This window comes from Mesorhizobium sp. M0040 (genome assembly GCF_040323505.1).
GTDB lineage: Bacteria > Pseudomonadota > Alphaproteobacteria > Rhizobiales > Rhizobiaceae > Mesorhizobium.
In genome coordinates this window covers 265319-288473 of sequence record NZ_JAMYVA010000004.1, presented here as the reverse complement: position 1 = coordinate 288473, position 23155 = coordinate 265319, and the positions used below count along the sequence as shown (strand labels likewise).

At 62.1% G+C, this 23155-nt stretch carries 27 protein-coding genes; 16 read left to right on the top strand and 11 right to left on the bottom strand.

Annotation, left to right across the window (positions count from 1 at the left end; translation table 11 throughout):
- Nucleotides 1-175 precede the first annotated feature (175 nt).
- From NKJ91_RS06115 to NKJ91_RS06090, 6 genes are all read right to left on the bottom strand, one after another.
- Nucleotides 176-970, bottom strand: coding sequence for an SDR family oxidoreductase (locus NKJ91_RS06115; RefSeq protein WP_352454830.1), 795 nt, complete (start codon nt 968-970; stop codon nt 176-178).
- 23 nt (nt 971-993) lie between these two features.
- A complete protein-coding gene (iolG, locus tag NKJ91_RS06110) occupies nt 994-1995 on the bottom strand; it encodes an inositol 2-dehydrogenase (RefSeq protein WP_352454829.1) in 1002 nt (333 codons plus the stop codon).
- Nucleotides 1996-2063: 68 nt separating this feature from the next.
- On the bottom strand, nt 2064-2831 hold the full coding sequence (locus NKJ91_RS06105; RefSeq protein WP_254815918.1) for an ATP-binding cassette domain-containing protein: 768 nt from the start codon (nt 2829-2831) through the stop codon (nt 2064-2066).
- Nucleotides 2832-2833: 2 nt separating this feature from the next.
- Nucleotides 2834-3910 (bottom strand): ABC transporter permease, encoded by a 1077-nt coding sequence (locus NKJ91_RS06100; RefSeq protein WP_292655972.1) that lies wholly within the window; start codon nt 3908-3910, stop codon nt 2834-2836.
- 114 nt (nt 3911-4024) lie between these two features.
- Entirely contained in the window at nt 4025-4966 is a 942-nt protein-coding gene (locus NKJ91_RS06095; protein ID WP_352454828.1) for a sugar ABC transporter substrate-binding protein, read from the bottom strand.
- Nucleotides 4967-5276: 310 nt separating this feature from the next.
- Entirely contained in the window at nt 5277-6308 is a 1032-nt protein-coding gene (locus tag NKJ91_RS06090; RefSeq protein WP_023677522.1) for a LacI family DNA-binding transcriptional regulator, read from the bottom strand.
- A 137-nt stretch (nt 6309-6445) separates the two neighbouring features.
- On the opposite strand from NKJ91_RS06090, the gene NKJ91_RS06085 reads away from it, so the two are divergent.
- The 3 genes from NKJ91_RS06085 to NKJ91_RS06075 are packed head-to-tail and all read left to right on the top strand — an operon-like array spanning nt 6446 to nt 9160.
- On the top strand, nt 6446-7573 hold the full coding sequence (locus tag NKJ91_RS06085) for a fatty acid desaturase family protein (protein WP_352454827.1): 1128 nt from the start codon (nt 6446-6448) through the stop codon (nt 7571-7573).
- Between the two features lie 40 nt (nt 7574-7613).
- The gene (locus NKJ91_RS06080) at nt 7614-7928 is read left to right on the top strand and encodes a MocE family 2Fe-2S type ferredoxin (protein WP_352454826.1); all 315 of its coding nucleotides are present in this window, start codon (nt 7614-7616) and stop codon (nt 7926-7928) included.
- A 2-nt stretch (nt 7929-7930) separates the two neighbouring features.
- Nucleotides 7931-9160 (top strand): NAD(P)/FAD-dependent oxidoreductase, encoded by a 1230-nt coding sequence (locus NKJ91_RS06075; RefSeq protein WP_352454843.1) that lies wholly within the window; start codon nt 7931-7933, stop codon nt 9158-9160.
- Nucleotides 9161-9194: 34 nt separating this feature from the next.
- On the opposite strand, the gene NKJ91_RS06070 is transcribed toward NKJ91_RS06075, so the two are convergent.
- The 5 genes from NKJ91_RS06070 to hslV all read right to left on the bottom strand — a co-directional run bounded on the left by NKJ91_RS06070 (nt 9195) and on the right by hslV (nt 13339).
- The gene (locus NKJ91_RS06070; RefSeq protein ID WP_352454825.1) at nt 9195-10154 is read right to left on the bottom strand and encodes a DUF1402 family protein; all 960 of its coding nucleotides are present in this window, start codon (nt 10152-10154) and stop codon (nt 9195-9197) included.
- 182 nt (nt 10155-10336) lie between these two features.
- Complete coding sequence (gene hslU, locus NKJ91_RS06065) at nt 10337-11650, bottom strand: ATP-dependent protease ATPase subunit HslU (protein WP_352454824.1); 1314 nt, start codon at nt 11648-11650, stop codon at nt 10337-10339.
- A gap of 1 nt (nt 11651) precedes the next feature.
- Nucleotides 11652-12251: a DUF2585 domain-containing protein gene (locus tag NKJ91_RS06060; RefSeq protein WP_352454823.1), complete on the bottom strand. Its 600-nt coding sequence runs from the start codon at nt 12249-12251 to the stop codon at nt 11652-11654.
- Between the two features lie 4 nt (nt 12252-12255).
- Nucleotides 12256-12798, bottom strand: coding sequence for a GNAT family N-acetyltransferase (locus NKJ91_RS06055; RefSeq protein WP_352454822.1), 543 nt, complete (start codon nt 12796-12798; stop codon nt 12256-12258).
- Nucleotides 12788-13339 (bottom strand): ATP-dependent protease subunit HslV, encoded by a 552-nt coding sequence (hslV, locus tag NKJ91_RS06050; protein ID WP_352454821.1) that lies wholly within the window; start codon nt 13337-13339, stop codon nt 12788-12790. The genes NKJ91_RS06055 and hslV overlap by 11 nt, the downstream gene beginning before the upstream one ends.
- A gap of 226 nt (nt 13340-13565) precedes the next feature.
- Here hslV and hisB point away from each other — a divergent pair, with 226 nt between their 5' ends.
- The 13 genes from hisB to NKJ91_RS05985 all read left to right on the top strand — a co-directional run bounded on the left by hisB (nt 13566) and on the right by NKJ91_RS05985 (nt 23129).
- Entirely contained in the window at nt 13566-14165 is a 600-nt protein-coding gene (hisB, locus tag NKJ91_RS06045) for an imidazoleglycerol-phosphate dehydratase HisB (RefSeq protein ID WP_352454820.1), read from the top strand.
- Nucleotides 14166-14169: 4 nt separating this feature from the next.
- The gene (locus tag NKJ91_RS06040) at nt 14170-14643 is read left to right on the top strand and encodes a DUF2628 domain-containing protein (protein WP_352454819.1); all 474 of its coding nucleotides are present in this window, start codon (nt 14170-14172) and stop codon (nt 14641-14643) included.
- A gap of 1 nt (nt 14644) precedes the next feature.
- Nucleotides 14645-15295 carry an imidazole glycerol phosphate synthase subunit HisH gene (gene hisH / locus NKJ91_RS06035; protein ID WP_352454818.1) on the top strand — a complete coding sequence of 217 codons (651 nt, stop codon included), beginning with the start codon at nt 14645-14647 and terminating at the stop codon, nt 15293-15295.
- A 3-nt stretch (nt 15296-15298) separates the two neighbouring features.
- Nucleotides 15299-15589 (top strand): DUF1330 domain-containing protein, encoded by a 291-nt coding sequence (locus NKJ91_RS06030; protein WP_352454817.1) that lies wholly within the window; start codon nt 15299-15301, stop codon nt 15587-15589.
- A 2-nt stretch (nt 15590-15591) separates the two neighbouring features.
- Nucleotides 15592-16335, top strand: a complete 744-nt coding sequence (gene hisA, locus NKJ91_RS06025) for a 1-(5-phosphoribosyl)-5-[(5-phosphoribosylamino)methylideneamino]imidazole-4-carboxamide isomerase (RefSeq protein ID WP_352454816.1) — start codon at nt 15592-15594, stop codon at nt 16333-16335.
- 3 nt (nt 16336-16338) lie between these two features.
- Nucleotides 16339-17175: an arginase family protein gene (locus tag NKJ91_RS06020; protein WP_352454815.1), complete on the top strand. Its 837-nt coding sequence runs from the start codon at nt 16339-16341 to the stop codon at nt 17173-17175.
- The gene (gene hisF / locus NKJ91_RS06015; protein WP_352454842.1) at nt 17172-17966 is read left to right on the top strand and encodes an imidazole glycerol phosphate synthase subunit HisF; all 795 of its coding nucleotides are present in this window, start codon (nt 17172-17174) and stop codon (nt 17964-17966) included. Before NKJ91_RS06020 ends, hisF begins: the two co-directional genes overlap by 4 nt.
- Before the next feature lie 36 nt (nt 17967-18002).
- A complete protein-coding gene (locus NKJ91_RS06010) occupies nt 18003-18329 on the top strand; it encodes a phosphoribosyl-ATP diphosphatase (protein ID WP_254815934.1) in 327 nt (108 codons plus the stop codon).
- Between the two features lie 18 nt (nt 18330-18347).
- Entirely contained in the window at nt 18348-19307 is a 960-nt protein-coding gene (gene coaA / locus NKJ91_RS06005) for a type I pantothenate kinase (RefSeq protein WP_352451662.1), read from the top strand.
- A 77-nt stretch (nt 19308-19384) separates the two neighbouring features.
- The gene (locus NKJ91_RS06000; RefSeq protein ID WP_352454814.1) at nt 19385-20392 is read left to right on the top strand and encodes a glycosyltransferase family 2 protein; all 1008 of its coding nucleotides are present in this window, start codon (nt 19385-19387) and stop codon (nt 20390-20392) included.
- A complete protein-coding gene (locus tag NKJ91_RS05995) occupies nt 20392-21162 on the top strand; it encodes a class I SAM-dependent methyltransferase (RefSeq protein ID WP_352454813.1) in 771 nt (256 codons plus the stop codon). The genes NKJ91_RS06000 and NKJ91_RS05995 overlap by 1 nt, the downstream gene beginning before the upstream one ends.
- Before the next feature lie 7 nt (nt 21163-21169).
- Nucleotides 21170-21565 carry a GtrA family protein gene (locus tag NKJ91_RS05990; protein ID WP_352454812.1) on the top strand — a complete coding sequence of 132 codons (396 nt, stop codon included), beginning with the start codon at nt 21170-21172 and terminating at the stop codon, nt 21563-21565.
- Nucleotides 21555-23129 (top strand): hypothetical protein, encoded by a 1575-nt coding sequence (locus tag NKJ91_RS05985; RefSeq protein ID WP_352454811.1) that lies wholly within the window; start codon nt 21555-21557, stop codon nt 23127-23129. Before NKJ91_RS05990 ends, NKJ91_RS05985 begins: the two co-directional genes overlap by 11 nt.
- The last annotated feature ends 26 nt before the right edge of the window (nt 23130-23155 follow it).

The following is a 23155-nucleotide window of genomic DNA, read 5'->3' as shown; positions in this document are numbered from 1 at the left end:
ACCGTGCTCAAAGGCCGGACATATGGACGCAAGCGATCGAAAACGACGCAAAACAACCGTTGCAGGCAGGGCGCCGTCCACATATGGATCCTAGGGTCTGCGCCGCGTCGCTGCGCTCCTTGCTCCGCCCGTGGATGACGAAGTGATGGGCGGCGTTCCGCTAGACTTGCCGGCGTTATTCCGGTGACGCCCCGGCGATGCTCTGATCGTAGTCGACCAGCGACCCGGTCATGACGCCGGACTGCGGGCTGATCATATAGCTGATCAACCGGGCAAGCTGCGCCGGCTTCACCAATTGGCCCATCGGCTGCGCGGCTTCGGCCTTCTCCAACCAGTCCTCCGGCGCGTCGTGCCATTTCTTCTGAACGATCGCCTCGCCCTCGGTGTCCATCCAGCCGGGCAGCACCGCATTGCAGCGGATGCGATTGCCGCGATAGGCATTGGCGACATTCTTGGTGAGTGTCGCCAGCGCTCCCTTGCTCGACGAATAGGGCGCCAGGAACGACTGGCCGCAATGCGCCGACATCGACAGCACGTTGACGATCGAGCCCGGTGCCTGGCGCGCCAGCAAATGCGCCACCACGCTCTGCATCAGGAAAAACGGGCCGCGCACATTGGTCTGGAATATCTGGTCGAAGAGATCCTCGGAGGTCTCGACCAGCGAGCCGCGAGCCGAGGTGGCAGCGGCGTTGACCAGCGCGTTGACGGTACCAAAATGGCCAATCGCCGTTTCGACCGCACGCTTGCAGTCGGCCACTTTTGAGACGTCGGCGCTGATGAAGATGGCATCGACGCCTGCCCCCTTGAGGATGGCGACAGCCTTGTCGCCCTTCTCCTGCGAGCGGCCGATCAGCGCCAGCGCCCGGCAGCCCTCATCGGCCAGCGCTTCGGCGACGGCAAAGCCGATGCCTTGTGCGCCGCCGGTGACGATGGCGCGTGTTTCGGAATTGCGACCGGCTGAACCGTTCATCGCCTTGCTCCTGTGCTTGATAGTCAGATTGTTTTGTCGAGGCGGACGGTCTTGCCTTCCTTGGCCGATTTCAGCGCCGCATCCGCCAGCCTGAGCGCCACCAGCCCGTCCTTGCCGCTCGGCGTCGCCTTCTTGCCTGACGTCGCTGCCGCGATGAAGGCAGCGATCTCGTTGGCATAAGCGTCGAGATAACGGGTCATGAAGAAATCGTGCAGCGGCGGCCGCGTATAGCCTTTCTCATTGGCCAGTTCGATCGACACCGGCCGCTGGTTCTCGGCCGCAATCATGCCTTTCGAGCCATGCACCTCGATGCGCTGGTCGTAGCCGTAGGTGGCGCGGCGTGAGTTGGAGATAACGCATTGCTTGCCGGAGGCAGTTTCGAGGATGACGCTGACGCTGTCGAAGTCGCCGGCCTCGCCGATCTTCTTGTCGACCAGCACCGAAGCATGCGCGCTGACCGCCACCGGCTCCTCGCCGAGCAGGAAGCGCGCCATGTCGAAATCATGAATGGTCATGTCGCGGAAGATGCCGCCCGAGCGGCCGATATAGTCGAGCGGCGGCGGGCCGGGATCGCGCGAGGTGATTGTCACCATTTCGACAGTGCCGATAGCGCCGTCGTCGATCGCCTTGCGCACGGCGGCAAAATGCGGATCGAAGCGGCGGTTGAAGCCGACCATCAGGGTGGCGCCGGTCTTGTCGACGACGGCCAGGCAACGTTCCACCCGGGCGGCGTCGAGGTCGATCGGCTTTTCGCAGAAAATCGCTTTACCCGCTTTGGCGAAGCGTTCGATCAGATCGGCATGAGTGTCGGTCGGCGTGCAGATGACGACCGCGTCGATATCGCCGGCCTTCTCGATGGCATCGATGCTGCGCACTTCGGCGTCATAGGCAGAGGCCAGATCGGTCGCCGCCTTCTCGAAGGCGTCGGCAACCGCAACCAGCCTGGCCTGCGGATTGGAACCAACGGCGCGAGCATGGACCTTGCCGATACGGCCGGCACCGAGAAGAGCAAAGCGAAGAGGCATGAAGAATTTTCCTTTGAGGATGGTTCGGAAGGGAGGGCGTGTCAGCGCCTGTGGCTCGGCGTTGGCCGTTACGCCGCAAGTTCTGCCTGCCCGGTCTTGGCACCGGTGATGTAGGAGACGATATCGTTGCCGTCGGTGTCTTGCTTGCGCAAATTGGCGACGATGCGGCCGCGCCGGAAAACGACAATGCGGTCGACCAGGTCGAACACCTGGCGCATGTTGTGAGAGATCAGGATCAGCGGTTCGCCATTCTCCTTCAGCGTGCGGATGATGTTTTCGACCTGCATCGTCTCCTGCACGCCGAGTGCCGCCGTCGGCTCATCCATGATGATGAGCTTGGAAGCAAAGGTCGCGGTTCTGGCAATCGCCACGCACTGGCGCTGGCCGCCCGACATGTGGCGGATAGTATTGGAAAGATTGGGGATCTTGACCGCTGTCCGGACCAAGGCTGCCTCGGTCGCCTTGCGCATGAACTTGCGATCGAGGATCGAGAAGGGCCCGAGATTGAAAAGCACCCGCTCGCGGCCGAGGAACAGGTTCGACGGGACGTCGAGGTCGTCGGCGAGCGCCAGGTTCTGGAACACCGTCTCGATGCCCGCCTCGCGGGCTTCGATCGGGCCGGCAAAATTCACTTCCTTGCCGTCGAACCACATCCTGCCGCTGGTGCGCTGCTCGACGCCGGTGATCTGGCGTACGAAGGTCGATTTGCCAGCGCCGTTGTCGCCCATGATGGCGACGTGCTCGCCCTTGCGCAGCTCGAAGTTGGCACCCTCCAGCGCATGGACGCCGCCATAATACTTGGTCAGGTTTTCGGTCTTCAGGACGATGTCCGACATGATCAAGCCCTCATCGCCCGCAGGCGTTGGCGCCACTGGTCGAGTACGACTGCGCCGACGATGATCACGCCTTTGACCATCTCCTGATAATAGGCGTCGAGGCGCAGAAAGGTGAAGCCGGAGATGATGACGCCGAAGATCAGCGAGCCGATCACCGTCCCGATAATCGAACCGCGGCCGCCCGACAGCGAGACGCCGCCGATAACCGCCATGGCGATCGCGTCGAGCTCGTACATTACACCCATGCCGGCCTGGGCGGTGAGATTCTTGGAGCTCAGCACCACGGCGGCGAGCGCGGCGAGGACGCCGGCAATGACGTAGACGAGGATCTTGTGGTTGGCGATGTTGATGCCGGACATGCGCGCGGCGTCCTCATTGGAGCCGATTGCATAGCAGTGCTTGCCATATTTGGTGTAACTCAGGATCAGCTGGAACAGCACTGCGAGCGATATGAAAATGATGACCGGCATCAGCCCCTTGCCGATGGCGGCGAAACTCTCGGTCGGAAACGAGATCGGCTGCCCCTTTGACCACCATTTGGCGATGCCGCGTGCGGTGACCATCATGCCGAGCGTGGCGATGAACGGCGGGATGCGCGTGTAGGCGATCAAAGCGCCGTTGACTAGGCCGGCCAGCAGTCCGCAGCCGATCGCGACCAGCACCGGCACGATCACCGGCAGGTCGGTCCAGCCCTGGGCGATGAACATCGCCTTGGGGTTCGGGTTGCCGTTGACCGTCGCCACCTGGGCGAAGCTCATGGCGATCATTGCCGTGGCGCCGACGATCGAACCTGAGGACAGGTCGATGCCGCCGGTAATGATCACCTGCGTCACGCCGATGGCAATAATGCCGACGATCGACACCTGCAGGATGATGATCTGCAGGCGCGCTTCGTTGAAGATCGCATCGATATTGTCGCGGGTGTTGAACAGGAAGCTGTCGCCCAGGAAAACCCGGCCGATCAGCTCGAAAGCGCCGACCAGGATGACGAGCGCCAGGAAGACGTTGAATTCGGCCGGCCATGCGCGCCGCTTCGCATCATAGCTGAGCCCGCCGACGCCGTGAGATGTCTGTGCCAATCGTGCTTCCTCCGTCAGCCACGGTCTCCACTCGGCGCTGTTCAGGCCGAGAGGGAAAAAGCGGAGCGGCGCTGTCTTACTTCGGCGCGCCGCTCCGTATCGGACAGGTCCGCCTCAGTTCTTCTTCAGGAACTTGTCGATATTTGCCGGCGTGACCAGCTGGAACGGGATGTAGACCTTGTGCTCGACCTTCTCGCCCTTCGCCACCTTGAGCGCCGCGTCAAGCGCGCCGGCACCCTGGCCGGCCGCGTCCTGGAACACCGTCGCATCGAGGTCGCCCGCCTGCATCGCGGCAAGCGCATCCTGGGTAGCGTCGACCCCGCCGACGACAACCGACTTCATGTCGATGTTGGCGGCCTTCATCGCCTGGATGGCGCCGATGGCGCTTTCGTCATTATTGGCGATGACGCCGTCGAACGGTTTGCCGGTCGACAGCCAGTTGGTCATCAGGTTCTGCGCTTCTTCGCGCTTCCAGTTCGACGTCTGCTTGTCGATGATCTTGATGAAGCTGCACTCCGGCGTGGCGATCACGTCGTCAATGTCCTTGGTGCGCTGCACCGCTGCCTGGTTCGACAACTCGCCCATGATCACATAGACGTTGGCTTCAGTCTTGCCGGCCTCCTTGAACAGGCGGCAGACCTCCTTGGTCTCGAGCGTGCCGGAATCGGCTTCGTTCGAGGCGACGAAGGCCTGGTTTTCGGGCAGCGTGTCGACGTTGACCGGCTCGCGATTGACATAGACCAGTGGAATCTTGGCAGCGGCGGCTGCGTCCGACATCGCCTGAGTCGCCGAGGTGTCGACCGGGTTGACGATGATGGCGTCGACGCCTGAGGCGGCGAAGTTCTTGATCTGGTCGAGTTGCTTGGCGACGTCGTTCTGCGCATCCTCCACCTGCAGCTCGACGCCGTCCATGCCCTTGGCCTGTTCAATCATGCCGTTGCGCAGCACGGTGAGAAAATTGTCGTCGAACAACGCCATCGACACGCCGATCTTGGCAGCAAAGGCGGACGAACTCATCAGCGCCGCGAACGCGACGCCCAAAAGCAGTTTTTTCATTTTATTTCTCCTCCACATTGGTGTCCGGCTGCACCGATCTACCCGGAATCCCCGATCTCGCAGGGAATTCTCTCCCGATTGCCATTTTTGGTTCCGGAGGCATTTTGCCTGAAACAGATCTTCCGGAACGAAAGAACCAAAATTCTCAGTTGGTGAAATATTTATTCCATTTCGCTTGGGCGTCAAGCGAGATTTCGCCATGAGGAATGGATTTTCGGCATTTCGAGCGCTTTTAGACGGACGCTAACGCAAGCCAGGCCTGAAAGCGTTCTGATAGATTACATCATGTCTGCCGCCGATGACCGCGACGTCAGATGTTTTCCGGCAGATAAATGTCGAAGGGCAGAAAGGTCTGGCCCGGCGCATTCGCAGCGCCGGTCTCGATGGCATGCGCCATCAGCCCGACAAGCTCGCGGCAAAGCGCCGCCAGTGGCGTCGAGATCACCATGGTCAGGAAATTATCTGCCAGCGCCGCGCGGGAGTCGGGCGTGATCTCGTTGCAGACGACCGCCGGCATCTCAGCCGGCTTTGCCTCCCTCAGCGCCGAGATCGCGCCTTCCATGCCGCCACCGGCGACATAGCAACCGGCGAGATCAGGGTGGCGGGCCAGAAGCTCGATCATTGCATCATGCGTGATCTGGTTCGCTTCCAGATTGACCAACGTCTCGAGGAGAGTGAATTCCGGCGCCTGCTCGCGAAAGAAGGAGCGAAAACCGATCTCGCGAAGCTCATGGCCGTGGAAGCGATGGCTGCCGACGAAGAGGGCAACCTTGCCAGGTCTCTTCGCGGCCTTCGAGATCATCCAGGCAGCGGTGCGGCCGACCTTGCGATTGTCCAGGCCAACATAGCCCTCGCGAATACCGGACGCAAAGTCGGAAAGCAGGGAGAACACCGGTACGCCATTGGCTTTGAGAGCCTCGACGGCGACCGTCAGCGTCGGGTGATCAGGCCCGACCAGGGCGACGGCCCTGGATTTGGCGGCCAGCTTGCGCATCCGCTCGACGATCTCGTCCGGCGCCAGCGAAGCGGCGAAGTCGATGGTGGCAACGCCGCGAAAGCGCGGCGACTGCGATACCGCCAGTTCAAGCTCGCGGGCAAATTCACTGTAGAAGACGTCCTCCCGTCTCAACAGCAGGAACCCGAGCCGGTATTCGGGCAATTCATGGCGCATCCGCTGCTTGATCAATCCGGCTGCGTGATAGCCGATGCTGGTCGCGGCCTCATAGACGCGGCGCGCGGTTTCCTCGCGCACCGGCAAGCGGTTGTTCAGCACCCGGTCGACGGTGGCAACGCTGACCCCCGAAATGCGCGCCAGGTCGGTGATCGTCGGCCGTTTCGCCATCGCTGCCTCATTCCACTGTTTGGCCCTTTTACACCATCCTGATGGAAAATGATAGAAACTATCTTTGTGATATTGAGCCTATCAGGGCTCGGCGTTATTTTGAACGCTGACCGAATATGATCGAGGCCTCCGCTATGGTGGATATTGGACTCCGAACCGGGAATACGAGCTCCGCAGCGGCGTCCCGACGCGACTATAGCCTGATCGGCCGCGACGCGAAGCTTGCCGTCGAGAGCGGGCTGGCGGCGGCCGAGTGGTATCACACCGACGTGCCGCGCAAGCAGATGAAGGAGCTGATGCAGCGCTCCGACGGCCCGGCGATCCGCGATACCATCGTCTGGCTCGGCGCCATGATCCTCAGCGGCGCCGGCGCCGCCTGGTTCTGGGGCAGCTGGTGGTGCGTGCCGTTCTTCTTCGTCTACGGCGTCCTCTACGGTTCCTCCACCGATTCACGCTGGCACGAATGCGGCCACGGCACCGCTTTCAGGACGCAGTGGATGAACGACGTGGTCTATCAGGTCGCCTGCTTCATGATCATGCGCAACCCGGTGACCTGGCGCTGGAGCCACACGCGTCATCATACCGATACCATCATCGTCGGCCGCGATCCGGAGATCTCGGTGATGCGTCCGCCCGATCTGCTGCGCGTGGTGCTCAACTTCGTCGGCATTCTCGACGCCTGGCATGCGATGAGCGACATGCTGCGCAATGCAGCCGGTATCGTCAGTCCGGCCGAAAGAACCTTCATTCCCGACCAGGAGCAGCCGAAGGCAATTCGCATTGCCCGCATCTGGACGACAATCTATGCCGCGACCATTGCGCTGGCGCTCTATACCGGCTCGTTCCTGCCGCTGATGCTGGTCGGTCTGCCCAGGCTTTACGGTGCCTGGCACCATGTCATGGTCGGCCTGCTGCAGCATGGCGGCCTGGCTGAAAACGTCACCGATCACCGGCTCAACAGCCGCACCGTCTACATGAACCCGATAAGCCGCTTCATCTACTGGAACATGAACTACCATGTCGAGCATCACATGTTTCCCATGGTGCCCTATCACGCGCTGCCCAGGCTGCACGAACTGATCAAGCACGATCTGCCGGCGCCGACATCGTCCATCCTGGCCGGCTACCGCGAGATGATACCGGCTTTCCTGCGCCAGCTGCGCAATGAGGATTATTTCATCAAGCGCGAACTGCCGCCGACGGCGAGGCCCTATCGCGAGGATTTCCACAGCGATAACGCTGCTGTTGCGGTGGCTGCCGAATGACAAGCCCATGCCAAGGCACCAAACATCGAGGGACCCGTAAATGAGCGACTGGGTCGAGGCCTGTGACGCCGAGGACATCGACGAAGAGGACGTGATGCGCTTCGACCATGGCGGCCGCACCTTTGCCATCTATCGCAGCCCCGACGACGGGTATTTCGCCACCGACGGGCTTTGCACGCATGAGAAGGTGCATCTGGCCGACGGGCTGGTCATGGACGATATCATCGAATGCCCGAAGCATAATGGCCGCTTCAACTACAAGACAGGGGCTGCCAGGGGCGCGCCGGTCTGCGTCGATCTCAGGACCTATCCGGTCAAGGTCGACGCCGGCAAAGTCCTTGTCCGGATCGGTTGATGATGACGAAGGATATGGTCATCATTGGCGCCGGCGAATGCGGCGGGCGCGCCGCCCTTGCGTTGCGCGAGCTCGGCTTTAATGGACCGGTGACGCTGGTCGGCGACGAGCCGCATCTGCCCTATGAGCGCCCGCCGCTGTCGAAAGACGCGATGGTTGCCGACGCGCCCCTGCTCAAAGCAATCGCCACCGATGCGATCCTGGCCGAAAGATCGATCAGGCATATCCATTCGGTTCAGGCGGTGGCGATCGACCGCGCGGCGCATGTCGTGCGCCTCTCGGACGGTTCCGTCCTGGCCTACGACAAGCTCCTGCTGGCGACCGGTTCGGTGCCGCGCAAGCTGCCGATGCCGGGCCTTGGCGGGCGCTGCGTCTACCTCCGGACCTTCAACGACGCGCTGGCCATTCGCGCCCATCTCAGCGCCGGAAATCGCATCGCCATCATTGGCGGCGGCTTCATCGGGCTTGAGCTTGCCGCGGCGGCACGCAGACTGGGTGCGGCGGTCACAGTTATCGAGGCGCAGCCGCGCATCTTGATGCGCGGCGTGCCGGCCGAGATCGCGCAAATCATCCATCAGGCGCATGAAGCCGAAGGCGTGAAAATCCTGTGCGGCGAGGGCATCGCCGCCATTGCCGATGATGGCGCCGAAGTGCGCATCGCGCTCGCCGGTGGACACGACATTGTCGCCGATCTTGCCGTGATCGGCATCGGCGCCGTGCCGGTGACCGGACTTGCCGCGGAGGCGGGGCTGACCGTCGACAATGGTGTCGCAGTCGACGCCGAGCTTCGCACCAGCGACCGGGATATCTTTGCCGCCGGCGATTGCTGTTCGTTTCCGCTCGCCATCTATGGCGGCCGGCGCGTGCGGCTCGAAGCTTGGCGCAATGCACAGGAGCAGGGCGCGCTTGCCGCAAGGAATATGCTTGGCGCCGGCGAGTCCCATGCGGCGGTGCCGTGGTTCTGGTCGGATCAGTACGGCCTGACCTTGCAGATCGCCGGCCTGTCGGACGAAGGCCGCAGCATCGTGCGCCGCGACCTCGGCGACGGCGCCTTCATTCTGTTCCACCTCGCCGAGGACGGCAGGCTGGTTGCGGCAAGCGGCATCGGCCCCGGCAACGCGGTCGCCCGCGACATAAGGCTGGCCGAGATGCTGATTGCAAAGCAGGCAAGGCCGGCGCCGGAATCGCTAGTCTCGCAGGCGGTCAAATTAAAATCGCTGCTGGCGGCTTGATCCGCCGCGTGGATAATAGGCCGAACGCGTTCGGCTAAAACAGCGCTTTCAGCTCCGGCAGCTTGTCGTTGACCAGCCAGCCATAGTAATTTTCCTCGGGCAGCTTTTCCGGTTCGCCCGCAGCGCGGCGCTTGTCGTTCTCGGCTTTCAGCGCATAGGCGCGCTGTTCGGGATTGCCGACATTGTAGAGCGTCGACGTGATGCCGGGATTGCCTGAGATGTCGAAGCCGGCAATGCTTTTATAGGCGTCGATCGACTTCCTTATCGTCGCCGCGACATAAGGCAGTGTCAGGTCAGGGTCCATGATCGTCTTGTAGACCGCATTGGGGTCGCCGACGTCGAGTTCCGGCAGGCCGGAAACCTTGTGCACGAGGTCGCTCATCTGCAGTGCCGTCAGCGGATTGAGCTGGCCAATGCCAAAAGTCTGGCCGGCATAATAAGGCTGGAAGAAAGTGGCGCCGAAGCGGTCGTTGGGAAAGCTCTCGCCGTTGACGGTTTTGCCGCGGAACAACCGGTTCCACACCTGTTCGCGGCACTCCCACAGATCGTAGCTGTCGGACTTCCCTGCGCATTTCGCAAATTGCGGCCGTTGCACGAAATCGGTGATGTCCTCGCCATCATAGGCAAAGGAGAGCTTGCTCGACAGATACGAGATCGCCTTGACGTAATAGGTCTGCAGCCGGTCATAGGCATCGACATTATAGGTATGCTCGCCGACGATGGCTCCAACGATATGCATTGGGTCGATGTCATAGGCCGCGGCTGCCTGCTTGATCTTACCGCGCAGCTCGGCATCGTTCTGGAGCAGCGCAAAGACTTTGCGGTATTTCGCCTGGAAGGTGGTGTTGGTCGCCTGGGTGCGCCGGCTCGAAGCGCCCGGTATGTCGGGCTGCTCGGTGTTGCGGTTGCCCGGCGGCACCATCGTTGCCGCTTGCGCGGCGAACATGGCTGCCGCCAGCGTCAGCCCCAAAATGACGAGGATCAGTTTTTTCATGCGCCGCCGCCCAAATAGTCGCCGGCAAACTAGGTAATGCTCCACCGGGAGTCGAGAGACGCCTGCACCCGACGGGACGAAAGCTTGCCGGATGCTTCCATTTGGCCACACATCGGGAATGCTGGGCCAAATTGGGGAGGCCGGGAGCAATTCCCCGACCCTCTTCGAGAATGAAGCGTCTCCTACAGGATGAAACGCGACAAGTCTGTGTTTCTGGAGAGGTCGCCGACATGCTTCTCGACATAGGCGGCATCGATGGTCACCGAGGTGCCGTTGCGGTCCGGCGCGTCATAGGAGATATCGTCCAGCACCCGTTCCATCACCGTCTGCAGCCGCCTGGCGCCAATATTCTCGACGCTGGCGTTGAGGTCCACGGCGATGCCGGCCAACGAATCGATGGCGTCGTCGGTGAAGACCAGATCGACGCCTTCGGTCTTCATCAGCGCGATATACTGCTTGATCAGGCTGGCTTCGGTCTCGGTGAGGATGCGGACGAAATCGCCCTTCTCCAGCGCCCGCAGCTCGACGCGGATCGGCAGGCGGCCCTGCAATTCCGGCAGCAGATCGGAGGGCTTGGCGACGTGGAACGCACCCGAGGCGATGAACAGGATGTGGTCGGTCTTCACCGGTCCGTATTTAGTCGCAACCGTGGTGCCTTCGACCAGCGGCAGCAGGTCGCGCTGCACACCTTCACGCGAAACACCGGCACCAATGCCGCCTTCGCGCGAGGCGATCTTGTCGATCTCGTCAAGGAAGACAATGCCGTCATTCTCGGTCGATTCGAGTGCCCTGCGCACCACTTCGTCCTGATCGAGCAGCTTGTCGGACTCGTCGCTGATCAATAGCCCGTAGGACTCCTTGACGGTCGTCTTGCGCAACTTGGTCTTCTTGCCGCCCATCGCCTTCGACAGCATATCGTTGATGTTGAGCACGCCGATATTGGCGCCCGGCATGCCGGGGATCTCGAAGCCGGGCATGCCGCCATTGCCGGTATCGGCCACTTCGATCTCAATCTCCTTGTCGTCGAGCTCGCCGTCGCGCAGCTTCTTGCGGAAACTGTCACGGGTGGCCGGGCTCGCCGTCTTGCCGACGAGCGCTTCGAGCACCCGTTCCTCGGCGTTGATGTGGGCACGCGCCTTGACGTCCTCGCGCATCTTCTCGCGAACCAGCCCGATGGCGATCTCGACCAGGTCGCGGATGATCTGCTCGACATCGCGGCCGACATAACCGACCTCGGTGAACTTGGTGGCTTCGACCTTAACGAAAGGCGCACCGGCAAGGCGTGCCAGGCGGCGCGAAATCTCGGTCTTGCCGACGCCGGTCGGGCCGATCATCAGGATATTCTTCGGCATCACCTCTTCGCGCATCTGGCCCTCGAGCTGCTGGCGGCGCCAGCGGTTGCGCAAGGCAATCGCCACGGCACGCTTGGCGTCTTTCTGGCCGATGATGAAGCGGTCGAGTTCCGAAACGATTTCGCGAGGAGAGAAGGTGCTCATGTCAGTAAATTCCACTTTGCCACTGCCGAATGGACTCGAACGGATGCAGCAGCATGATCACGTTGAGTGTCAGATTGTCCCGGATGAGATAGCCGACACCGAATTCGAAGATGAGGGCGAGGGTTACGACCACCCATATAGGAAGCCTTCGCGCCATGACAAACCCCAGCACCATGGCCAGCGTGTCCGACACCGAATTGATGATGCTGTCGCCATAATAGTCGAGCGAGATCGTGCCGGCGCGATAGCGATCGATGATGAAAGGGCTGTTCTCGAGCAGCTCCCAGCCGCCCTCTATAACCACCGCAAAGGCCAGCCTGAGCCCGATCGGCGAGCGCGGGAAAAGGAACCACGCCAGCGCATAGAACAGGAATCCGTGAATGATGTGCGAGAAGCTGTACCAGTCGGAAATATGCTGGGAATTCTCCGAGCTTTGCACGATGCCGTGCCACAGCTTGACATAGCCGCAGGTACAGATCGGCGTCCGCCCCATGCCGTAAAGGACCCCGGCCTGGAAGATGACCAGGCCGAGAACCAGCAGAAGCCCCATTCGCCAACTGTCGTAGTAGGCCGAGACGGTTTTGTCGCTGGATACGCTCATGCTGCTATTGCCCCTCTTCTGCGTCACCCTGTCCGGCATCACCCTCTGGGGCATCAATCGCCATCAGCACGGCATCGCCATATTCCGACTTCCTGCGATCGATAGCCGTGAAACCGGCCTTTTCATAGGCACGGATAGCCCGTGCATTGGCGGGGTCCGGGTCGATGATGGCGCGCGGGGTACCTTCCTCGAAAAGCTGCTCGACGAACTGCCGGACGATCGCCGAGCCGTGGCCGACCCCGACAAGCTCCGGCACGCCGATCGACAGATCGATGCCGAGCGTGCCGAACGGCTGGTCGCTATAGGGATGGCCGTCCTCCAGATGCGGATCGTAGCTCTGCAAATAGCCGATGGGCTTTCCGTCGAGCTCGATAATCAGCGGCTCGACCGAAATGCTGTCGATGTGCTCGCGGATCTCCGCGATCTCGGTCTCTGGGTCGTTCCACCATTCGGCGACATGCGGCTCGGCAAGCCAGCCGGCGATCATCGGCAGGTCCCTCTGGGTCACCGGCCGAAAACCATAGCGGAGGCTCCGCTCAGGCGGCATCGAGGGTTTCGACGACGAAGTTGTTGTTGGTGTAGACGCAAATGTCTGACGCGATCTGCATCGCCTTGCGGGCGATCTCCTCTGCGCCCTTGTCGCTGTCCACCAGCGCGCGTGCCGCTGCCAGCGCGTAATTGCCGCCCGAGCCGATGGCCATGACGCCAAATTCGGGCTCCAGCACGTCGCCGGTGCCGGTCAGCGCCAGCGACACCGACTTGTCGGCCACCAGCATCATCGCTTCCAGCCGCCGCAAATAGCGGTCGGTGCGCCAGTCCTTGGCGAGCTCGACGCAGGCACGTGTCAGCTGGTCGGGATATTGTTCGAGCTTGGCTTCGAGTCGCTCAAGCAGCGTGAAAGCATCGGCGGTGGCGCCGGCGAAACCGGCGATGACGTTGCCGCTTTTGCCGATGCGGCGCACCTTCTTGGCGTTGCCCTTCATGATGGTCTGGCCGAGGCTGACCTGGCCGTCGCCGGCGATCACCACCTTGCCGCCCTTGCGCACGGTCAGGATGGTCGTGGCATGCATGGTCAGTTCATTCGACATTTTCTGCTCCGATAAGCACCGATCCCATCGAGGCGATCGGCGCGTTACGAGTGATTTGATCGGCCATATGTATGCATAGGCCGGACGATTGCAAACCGGCCATCCGCCGGGCCGGACTGTGCTCCGCAGCGGTAACTGGCAATCGCCGGATCATGCTGCTAGAAGGCTTTCGTTTTCAGGCATGTGAACGCCTGAATCGTGCAAAATCTGAGACAAGGATGAGGTCATGGCGCCCCGTTCCGCCGAGATAAGCCGCAAGACCAGGGAAACCGACATCGCCGTGTCGGTTCAGGTCGACGGCTCGGGCAAATCCGACGTTTCGACGGGCGTCGGCTTCTTCGACCATATGCTGGACCAGTTGTCGCGCCATTCGCTGATCGACATGACCGTGAAGGCCAAGGGCGACCTGCACATAGACGACCACCACACGGTCGAGGATACGGGCATTGCGCTCGGCCAGGCGCTGGCCAAGGCATTGGGCGAGCGGCGCGGCATCATGCGCTACGCCTCGATCGATCTCGCCATGGACGAGACACTGACGCGGGCGGCAATCGATGTCTCCGGCCGGCCTTTTCTGGTCTGGAATGTTTCATTCTCGTCGCCGAAGATCGGTACGTTCGACACCGAGCTGGTGCGCGAATTCTTCCACGCGCTGGCGCAGAATGCCGGCATCACGCTTCATGTCACCAATCATTACGGCGCCAACAACCACCACGTCGCCGAGACCTGCTTCAAGGCCGTGGCGCGTGCGCTGCGTTCGGCGCTTGAGCGCGACCCGCGCCAGCCGGACGCGGTTCCCTCCACCAAGGGATCCCTGAAAGGATAGCGTCATGGCCATCTATGTCGTGATGGAGCCGCCAGGCCGCAGCGAAAGCGTGGACACTACTTTTATCCGTGACGGCTTTGCCTGGCTCGGCTTCTTGGTGCCGCCGCTGTGGCTGGCCTGGCACCGGCTCTGGGTCGAGGCGGCATTGGCGTTTGTCGCCATGGGCCTGCTCTCGATGCTGGGCGAAAGGCTGGACCTGGAAACAGCCGGCTCGCTTTTATCCCTGCTTGTCATGCTCTTTGTCGGACTGGAAGGGCAGGCCTTGCGGATCGCAGCCCTGCGCCGTCGCGGCTGGCATGAATGGGGCGTGGTCGAGGCCGACAGGCTCGACGACGCAGACGTCCGCTATGCATTGGAAGCCAATGCTCAATCGGCTGAACAACCGACGGTGCAACGCATCGTCCCAGACGCAGCACATGCCCGGTCGGCGCAGATGGGCCTGGCGCTGGGGCTGAACCATATTCCGGGAAAGCCCTGAGATGAGGGTGGCGATCATCGATTACGGGTCGGGCAATCTGCGCTCGGCCACCAAGGCCTTCGAGCGTGCCGCGCATGAAGCCGGCATTGCCGCCGCGATCGAACTCACCGCAGATGCCGAGCGGGTCAGGACCGCCGACCGCATCGTCCTGCCCGGCGTCGGTGCCTATGCCGATTGCGCCGCTGGACTGCGTGCGGTCGCCGGCATGTGGGAAGCGGTCGAGGAGGTGGCGATCGCCAAGGCTCGGCCGTTCCTCGGCATCTGCGTCGGCATGCAGCTGATGTCGGAGCGAGGCCTGGAAAAGACCGTCACAAAGGGCTTTGGCTGGGTCGCCGGCGACGTCAAGGAAATCACGCCGGCCGATCCGACACTGAAGATCCCGCAGATCGGCTGGAACACGATTGACCTGAAGCGCAAGCATCCGCTGTTTTCCGGCATTGCGACGGGTGGCAAGGGACTGCACGCCTATTTCGTCCACTCCTACCATCTCGATGCACGGAAGGAGGATGAGGTGCTGGCGGTTGCCGACTATGGCGGCCCGATAACGGCCGCTGTCGCCCGCGACAACCTAGCCGGAACGCAATTCCACCCCGAGAAGAGCCAGGCGCTGGGCCTGGCGCTGATCACCAATTTCCTAGGCTGGAGGCCCTGAACCATGAGCAAGAAGGGCTATTGGATGGCAATGGTCGATGTCCACGATCCCGAGATCTATAAGCAGTACATCGAGGCCAATGCCGCGGCTTTCGCGAAATACGGCGCGAAGTTCCCGGTGCGCGCCGGGCGGTACACCAGCCCGGAAGGACCGGCAGGCAATCGCCACGTGCTGGTGGAATTCGAATCCTATGAAAAGGCGCTGGAATGCTACGGCTCGCCTGAATACCAGGACGTCTTGAAGTACAGGCTCGCCGGCTCGACCGGCCACTTTGTCATCGTCGAAGGCGCCTGAAGGTGTTTCTGTTTCCGGCGATAGACCTCAAGGACGGCAAATGCGTGCGCCTCAGGCATGGCGACATGGCGACCGCAACCATCTACAATGACGATCCCGCCGCTCAGGCGCGCGCCTTCGAAGAGCAGGGCTTCGAATGGTTGCACGTCGTCGACCTCAACGGCGCCTTCAAGGGCCAGAGCGTCAACAGCGCCGCGGTCGGCGCTATCCTGAAGGCGACGAGCAATCCGGTGCAGCTCGGCGGCGGCATCCGCACCCTGGCGCAGATCGAGGACTGGCTCGACCGTGGGCTGGCCCGCGTCATTCTTGGCACCGTGGCGGTGCGCGATCCGGATCTGGTCAGGCAGGCCTGCAAGGCATTCCCGGGCAAGATCGCCGTCGGCATCGACGCCAAGGGCGGCAAGGTCGCGGTCGAAGGCTGGGCTGAAGCCTCGAGCCTCGGCGTCATTGAACTGGCGAGGAAATTCGAGGGTGCCGGCGTCGCCGCCATCATCTACACCGATATCGACCGCGACGGTGTGCTGACCGGCATCAACTGGGACGCCACCATCGATCTCGCCGACGCGGTGTCGATCCCGGTTATCGCCTCGGGCGGGCTCGCCTCGATCGCCGACATCGTGCGCATGACCATGCCCGATGCCCGCAAGCTCGAAGGCGCGATCTCCGGACGCGCCCTCTACGACGGCCGCATCGATCCGGCCGAGGCATTGGCGATCCTGCGTGGCAAACCGATGGCAGGGGTGTGAAACGTGAAGGTCTCGATTATCGTTGCTCCCTACGACAGCGGGCACTATCACGAAGGGTGCGGCCAGGGGCCGGACGCCATCATCGGCGGTGGGCTGGTCGAAGCCCTGACCGTGGCTGGCCATGACGTCGCCGTCGAAGATATCGGCAAGGTCGGAGACGAGCAGGGGCGCGAAATTGCAACCGGCTTCGCCGTCTGCAACGCCGTCGCGACCAAGGTTAACCTCGCCCGCGATGGAGGACGCTCCCCCATTATCCTTGCTGGAAATTGCCTGACCGCCGCCGGTGCGGTCGCCGGTGAAGTTGCGGATTCGATCATCTGGATCGACCAGCATGGCGATCTCAACACGCCGGAGACGTCCTCCTACGGCTTTCTCGACGGCATGGCGCTGGCGGCGACGCTCGGGCTCTGCTGGCATCCGATGGCGGCAGCAATTCCGGGGTTCCGGCCGATAGACCCGGCGCGCTGCATGCTGGTCGATGCCCGCGACCTCGATCCCGACGAAAAGCGACTGCTGGAAACTTTGCCGATCGTGCGCACCGAATGTGCCGGTGCAATCGATATGATCGGAAAGCTCACGGCGACAGGGACTGTGCGGGCGCATCTGCATCTCGACCTGGATGTCCTCGATCCGGATGTGTTGCAGGTGAACCGCTACGCGCACCCGGGCGGCCCGAGTCCGGAACAGCTACGGCAGCTTGCCTGCGGACTGGCCAGGTCAATCCCAGTCGTCGGCGTGACGCTCTCGGCCTACGACCCGGCCTTTGATTCCCAGTCCGAAGTTCCGCCCGTCGTCGGCCAGCTGCTTGTCGACTTTCTTGCGGCGATCGAGAGGATCTGATGCTGAAAGCCCGCGTCATCCCCTGTCTCGACGTCAAGAACGGCCGTGTCGTCAAGGGCGTCAATTTCGTCGACCTGGTCGATGCCGGCGATCCCGTCGAAGCGGCAAAAGCCTATGACGCGGCCGGCGCCGACGAGCTCTGCTTTCTCGACATCACCGCCTCGTCGGAAAACCGCGAGACCATTTTCGATGTCATCGCCCGCACCGCCGAACAATGTTTCATGCCGCTGACCGTTGGCGGTGGCGTCCGTCAGGTCGCCGACATCAGGAAGCTGCTACTGGCCGGCGCCGACAAGGTGTCGATCAACACGGCGGCGGTGAAGACCCCAAATTTTGTCGCCGAGGCTGCCGACAAATTCGGCAACCAGTGCATCGTCGTCGCCATCGATGCCAAGAAAGTGTCCGCTGCGAGCGAGGCTGATCGCTGGGAGATATTCACCCATGGCGGCCGCGAGAAGACCGGCATCGACGCCGTCGAGTTCGCTCGGCAAGTGGTCGATCTCGGCGCCGGCGAGATCCTGCTAACATCGATGGACCGCGACGGCACCAAGGCCGGCTACGACATAGCCCTTACCCGCGCGGTCGCCGATGCCGTACGCGTGCCGGTCATCGCTTCCGGTGGCGTCGGCACGCTCGACCACCTTGTCGAAGGCATTCGCGACGGCCATGCCGGCGCGGTGCTGGCGGCGTCGATCTTCCATTTCGGCACCTACAGCATCGCCGAAGCCAAGCTGCACATGGCTCAGGCCGGACTGCCGATGCGGCTGGACTCGCCGGGTAATCGGTCCTAGAGCCTTTCCGGCTAAGAAGAGGCTGTAAACGCCGTCATGACCGAGTTCTCGCTCTCCGATCTGGAGAAGATTATTGGCGAACGCGCACGTTCCGGCGATCCGGATTCGTGGACGGCCAAGCTCTTTCAGCGTGGCATGAGCAAGGCAGCGCAGAAACTCGGCGAAGAGGCAGTCGAAACGGTGATCGCAGCCGTCAGCGCCGACCGGGACGCGCTTGTTTCGGAAAGCGCCGATCTCATCTATCATTGGCTTGTCGTTCTCGGCATAGCGGACATTCCGCTGAGCGATGTGCTCAACGAGCTTGAACGCCGCACCGGTCGTTCGGGCATCGCCGAAAAGGCGTCTCGGCTGGACCGGGGCTGATCGCTGCGGAGGAACTCGATGGACCAGCTCGCTCCTACCGAGAAGTATTCACCCTATCGTTTCTTCTCGGCCGAGCAATGGTCGCGGTTCCGCGCCGATACGCCGATGACGCTCACCGAGGACGAGGTCCGTCGTCTGCGGTCGCTGAACGATCCGGTCGATCTCCACGAGGTCGAGCGCATCTATCTTTCGATGTCGCGGCTGTTGTCGGCTCATGTCGAAGCCAGTCAACTCCTGTTCAGGCAGCGCCAGGCCTTCTTCAACGCGCTGGACGCGGCCAAGACACCGTTCATCATCGGCATTGCCGGTTCCGTCGCGGTCGGCAAATCGACCACGGCGCGCGTGCTAAAGGAGCTGCTGGCGCGCTGGCCGTCGAGTCCCAAGGTCGACCTCGTCACCACCGACGGCTTCCTGCTGCCGAACGAAGTCCTGCGCCGCAACAACCTGATGGAGCGCAAGGGCTTTCCCGACAGCTACGACGTCGGCGCCCTTCTGCGCTTCCTGTCCGGCATCAAATCGGCGCAGCGCAACGTCCGCGCGCCGGTCTATTCGCATCTGACCTATGACGTCATTCCGGGCGAGTTCCAGACCATCGACCGGCCCGACATCCTGATCTTCGAAGGCATTAATGTCCTGCAGCCGGGCAAGCTGCCGAAGGACGGCAAGATCGTGCCTTTCCTGTCGGATTTCTTCGACTTTGCCATCTACATCGATGCCGAGGAGGCGCTGATCCATCACTGGTATATCGCCCGCTTCATGCGGTTGCGCGAAACCGCCTTCCGCGACCCGGCCTCCTTTTTTCACCGCTATTCGCAACTTTCCGAGGATGCGGCCCGCGCCATCGCCGAGGGCCTGTGGACCAACATCAACCTGAAGAATCTGCGCGAGAATATATTGCCGACCCGCGCCCGAGCCGATCTCATCCTGCGCAAGGGCGCCAACCATCTGGTCGAGGAAGTGGCGCTCAGGAAACTGTGAAATCCCGGGACATTCCTTAAAGTCATCTTAACCCAGTCTTTCTATTGTCGGGCCTGATCTGCGGGCTCGGCAAACAAATGAATGCGCCATTCCTAAACATCGATCGGCCGGCAGCTGACCGCATCGCACGTCCGGGCAGCGGCGGCGCAACGATTGCCCTGATCGTGCCTGTCCACAATGAGGAAGGCGCAATTGCTCCATTCCTGAAGGCGGTATGCGAAAGCACCGCGCCGCTGAAGGACAAAGGCGTTGCCCTCGAGTTCATCTTCGTCAACGACGGCAGCAGCGATACAACGCTCGAAAAGCTGATCGAAGCCCAACAAACCGATCCACGCATCCACGTAATCGACCTGTCACGCAATTTCGGCAAGGAAGCCGCGATGACCGCGGGGCTCGACAGCTGCGATGCCGATGCAGCGATTCCGATGGATGTCGATATGCAGGATCCGCCGCATGTCATTCCGCTGCTTGTAGAAAAGTGGCGCGAGGGTTTTGAGGTTGTTCTGGCCAAGCGAGCCAATCGGTCGAGCGACAGCTTTCTCAAGCAGCGCTCCGCCTCGATGTTCTACCGCGTTCACAACTGGATCGCGCAGCAGAAGATCCCGCACGATGTCGGCGACTTCCGTTTGATCGACCGCCAGGTCATCCAGGCGCTGCGGTCTTTGCCCGAACGCCGTCGTTTCATGAAGGGCCTGTTCGCCTGGGTCGGGTTCCGCACCGCAAGCGTCGAATATGTCCGCGATCAGCGCATCGCCGGCCAGTCGAAATTCTCCGGCTGGAAACTGTGGAACTTCGCGCTCGAAGGCATCACCAGCTTCTCTACCGCTCCGCTTGAAATCTGGACCTATGTCGGCGCGACGATTTCCGCGCTGTCGTTCCTCTACGGCCTGCTGATCGTCGCCAAGACAATGATCTTTGGCGTTGATGTGCCCGGCTACGCCTCCCTGCTGGTCAGTGTTCTTTTCCTTGGCGGCATCCAGTTACTCGGCATCGGCATCATCGGACAATACCTCGGCAGGGTCTACGCCGAGATCAAGCAGCGTCCGATCTACATCGTGCGCCGCAAATATGAGGGAATGAGCTGATGGAGATCGACGCCTACCGACAGATGGCCGCCACCGAAGACGAGCATTGGTGGTTCTGCGGGCGTCGCGCCATCGCCGAGGCGGTCATTCGCAGCATCGGCCTGCCTGAAAACGCGCGCATCGTCGAGATCGGCGCCGGCACCGGCGGCAACATCCGGATGCTGGAGCAGTTTGGCGCAGTGACGGCAGTCGAGATGAGCGATCTCGCGCGCAGGATTGCCTGGGAAAAGACCGGCCGCGAGTTCCTCGCCGGACATCTGCCGGACAACATTCCTGTCGCGCCGCAAAGCTGCGACCTCGTCTGCCTGTTCGACGTGCTGGAGCATGTCGCCGAAGACGAGGCGTCGCTTGCCGCGATCCGCCAAGTGCTGAAACCGGGCGGCAGCGTCGTCCTCACTGTGCCCGCACACCAATGGTTGTGGAGCACGCATGATGTGGGGCTGCATCATATGCGGCGCTATTCACGCAATCTGCTGCGTGAACGAATCGAAAGGGCTGGTTTCGCGATCGACCGGCTGAGCTACACAAATGCCGCGCTCTTCCCGGTAGCGGCGCTGGCACGACTGGTGGACAGGTTGCGCAAGTCGGCCTTGCCAGCCGGCCATGCCACGCCGCCAAAACCACTGAATGCGGCGATGAAGGCAGTGTTTTCGGCGGAAGGCCGCATCATACCAAATGCAAGCTTGCCCTTCGGGGTTTCGCTGCTGGCGGTATTCCGCAAGGACAGCGCCGTCGAAACCGCTCGCCTCGACGAGAAATTGGCAGCTTGACCGCGTCATGGGCACCGGCTCGTATCGTCGACTATCGCGCTTTGCGCTGATTGGCATCGCGTCGACGCTGATCTACGCCGGTTGCGCTTTTCTGCTGTCGCGTGGACAGGCAACGGCGGCCCTGCCGGCGGCGCTCACATCGTTTGCGGCCTACGCCGTCGCCGCGCTGTTCTCCTACACCGGGCATAAATATTTCACGTTCACCTCGGGCGGCAGCCACGCTATGGAATTGCCCCGCTTCCTCCTGCTCACCGCTTCCGGCCTCGCCGTCGCGATCGCCCTGCCGGGGCTTTTGACCCAGATGCTCGGCGTCCCTGCCGCAATCCCGATCCTGCTCACCTGCATTGCCGTGCCGGTCATCAACTTTGTCGTCCTCGGGCGGTGGGTGTTTCGTGGTCTCTAGCGCGCGATCCCTCAGTGAACTGCTGCCCGGCGCCAACCGCTTCTCGCCCTTTGTGGGCGTAGCGGGTGCTCCGTTGCTGCTGGCCAGTCTGGTCGTCACATACGCCGTCTGGCTATCGACCGTTGCAATTCCGACCAATGTTGACGTGTCGTGGCTTCTGGTCGTCTGCGACCGCCTGCTTGGCGGAGAGCGGCTCAACACCGACATCGTGGAGACCAACCCCCCTTTCTCGATCTGGCTCTACATGCCGTTCATGCTCCTGGAAAAGCTCACTGGCATGCGTGCGGAATTCTGGCTGACGCTTGGCGTCGTTTGCCTGAGCCTGGCCAGTCTTTCCGTTTCCGTCCGCATTCTCGCGCGCGATGAACCGGTCTACCGGCAGCCCCATGCGCTGTGGGCGGCAGCGGCGGCCCTGTTTTTGATCCTGTGTTTCATGCCGGATCAATTCGGCCAACGCGAGCACTTCGCATTGATTGCCATTCTGCCTTGGGTGGCGTTGCAATGCACACGTCAGCGGAACCTGGATTTCAGCGCGGGCTCGCGCCTGGAGCACATGGTCGCGGGTTTCGGCGCGGCGGTCGTGGTCATGGTCAAGCCGCCCTATTTTGTGCTGGCCTTCATGTTGCCGTCGCTCTGTCTTGCGCTTGAAAGGCGGTCGCTGAGACCGCTCTTCGTCGCAGAGAACCTGGTGGGCGCTGCGATCGTGGCCGCCTATATCGCGTCCATCGCGCTCTTCGACCGCGCTTACGTCAGCGACGTCCTGCCCTTGGTCAGGGAGGTCTATCTTCCGTTGAGGGCCTCTGCCGCCGATATGCTGGCAAACTGGCCGAAAGTGGTGCTGCTTCTGGCCGCCGCCACCGTGCTTGCGGCCGGCGGCCTGAGAAAGACGAACTGGGACGTCAGGATTCCGCTCCTGACCGCCCTGGGGTTCATTCCGGCCTTCATCGTCATGGGCAAGGGTTGGCCCAATCACGCGCTGCCGATGGTCGTTGTTGCGACACTTGCATTTGGCATCCAGCTTGTGCGGTTCGGCACATTCGGCAGTGCAGGCTTCGTTCGCAAGGCCGCCCTGATCTTCGGCTGCGTGCTGGTGCTGCAAATAGCGGTCAGGGCACAGTACGCGGCGCTGACGACGGATAACGGCCCGATCGCCCGGTCTGTCGCCGCGATCCGCGCAACGGTCGAAACCCCGACCATCATGTCGATTGCCGACCAGATGCAGGTTGCCCATCCCCTCGCCAGGCTGGTCGGCGGCAGGTTCATATCACGCCATCCGAGCGCCTGGGCGGTCTCCAACGCGGACACGCTCGCCCGCGTCACCGGCGATCTCGAACGGAGACCGGAACTTGAAAGCATCCGCGATCGGGTGATCGGCGAAAACGCCGCCGAGATATCAGCGAAGAAGCCCGATATCGTGCTGTCAGGCTCGCCCGCGTGGACTGCCCTGATGCTGCAGGACAAGCGGATCCAGGTCGCCTTGGCCGACTATCGTCTGCTGCACGCCGAGCCGGAAATCACTGTCTATCTGCGTTACACGGCGCCGGCGCCGCTCCAAACCGATTGAGCAGGAGCCACCGGAAACCCATGACA

What these genes read in the sequence shown, in the direction of transcription:
- hisB (WP_352454820.1), top strand. Translation starts at nt 13,566, where the DNA reads ATGGCGCCCCGTTCCGCCGAGATAAGCCGCAAGACCAGGGAAACCGAC.
- NKJ91_RS05995 (WP_352454813.1), top strand. Translation starts at nt 20,392, where the DNA reads ATGGAGATCGACGCCTACCGACAGATGGCCGCCACCGAAGACGAGCAT.
- hslV (WP_352454821.1), bottom strand. Translation starts at nt 13,339, where the DNA reads ATGTCGAATGAACTGACCATGCATGCCACGACCATCCTGACCGTGCGC.
- NKJ91_RS06090 (WP_023677522.1), bottom strand. Translation starts at nt 6,308, where the DNA reads ATGGCGAAACGGCCGACGATCACCGACCTGGCGCGCATTTCGGGGGTC.
- NKJ91_RS05990 (WP_352454812.1), top strand. Translation starts at nt 21,170, where the DNA reads ATGGGCACCGGCTCGTATCGTCGACTATCGCGCTTTGCGCTGATTGGC.
- NKJ91_RS06030 (WP_352454817.1), top strand. Translation starts at nt 15,299, where the DNA reads ATGAGCAAGAAGGGCTATTGGATGGCAATGGTCGATGTCCACGATCCC.
- NKJ91_RS06095 (WP_352454828.1), bottom strand. Translation starts at nt 4,966, where the DNA reads ATGAAAAAACTGCTTTTGGGCGTCGCGTTCGCGGCGCTGATGAGTTCG.
- coaA (WP_352451662.1), top strand. Translation starts at nt 18,348, where the DNA reads ATGGACCAGCTCGCTCCTACCGAGAAGTATTCACCCTATCGTTTCTTC.
- iolG (WP_352454829.1), bottom strand. Translation starts at nt 1,995, where the DNA reads ATGCCTCTTCGCTTTGCTCTTCTCGGTGCCGGCCGTATCGGCAAGGTC.
- NKJ91_RS06000 (WP_352454814.1), top strand. Translation starts at nt 19,385, where the DNA reads ATGAATGCGCCATTCCTAAACATCGATCGGCCGGCAGCTGACCGCATC.
- NKJ91_RS06105 (WP_254815918.1), bottom strand. Translation starts at nt 2,831, where the DNA reads ATGTCGGACATCGTCCTGAAGACCGAAAACCTGACCAAGTATTATGGC.
- NKJ91_RS06055 (WP_352454822.1), bottom strand. Translation starts at nt 12,798, where the DNA reads ATGCCGCCTGAGCGGAGCCTCCGCTATGGTTTTCGGCCGGTGACCCAG.
- NKJ91_RS06075 (WP_352454843.1), top strand. Translation starts at nt 7,931, where the DNA reads ATGACGAAGGATATGGTCATCATTGGCGCCGGCGAATGCGGCGGGCGC.
- NKJ91_RS06010 (WP_254815934.1), top strand. Translation starts at nt 18,003, where the DNA reads ATGACCGAGTTCTCGCTCTCCGATCTGGAGAAGATTATTGGCGAACGC.
- NKJ91_RS06060 (WP_352454823.1), bottom strand. Translation starts at nt 12,251, where the DNA reads ATGAGCGTATCCAGCGACAAAACCGTCTCGGCCTACTACGACAGTTGG.
- NKJ91_RS06040 (WP_352454819.1), top strand. Translation starts at nt 14,170, where the DNA reads ATGGCCATCTATGTCGTGATGGAGCCGCCAGGCCGCAGCGAAAGCGTG.
- hisH (WP_352454818.1), top strand. Translation starts at nt 14,645, where the DNA reads ATGAGGGTGGCGATCATCGATTACGGGTCGGGCAATCTGCGCTCGGCC.
- NKJ91_RS06080 (WP_352454826.1), top strand. Translation starts at nt 7,614, where the DNA reads ATGAGCGACTGGGTCGAGGCCTGTGACGCCGAGGACATCGACGAAGAG.
- NKJ91_RS06115 (WP_352454830.1), bottom strand. Translation starts at nt 970, where the DNA reads ATGAACGGTTCAGCCGGTCGCAATTCCGAAACACGCGCCATCGTCACC.
- NKJ91_RS06070 (WP_352454825.1), bottom strand. Translation starts at nt 10,154, where the DNA reads ATGAAAAAACTGATCCTCGTCATTTTGGGGCTGACGCTGGCGGCAGCC.
- hslU (WP_352454824.1), bottom strand. Translation starts at nt 11,650, where the DNA reads ATGAGCACCTTCTCTCCTCGCGAAATCGTTTCGGAACTCGACCGCTTC.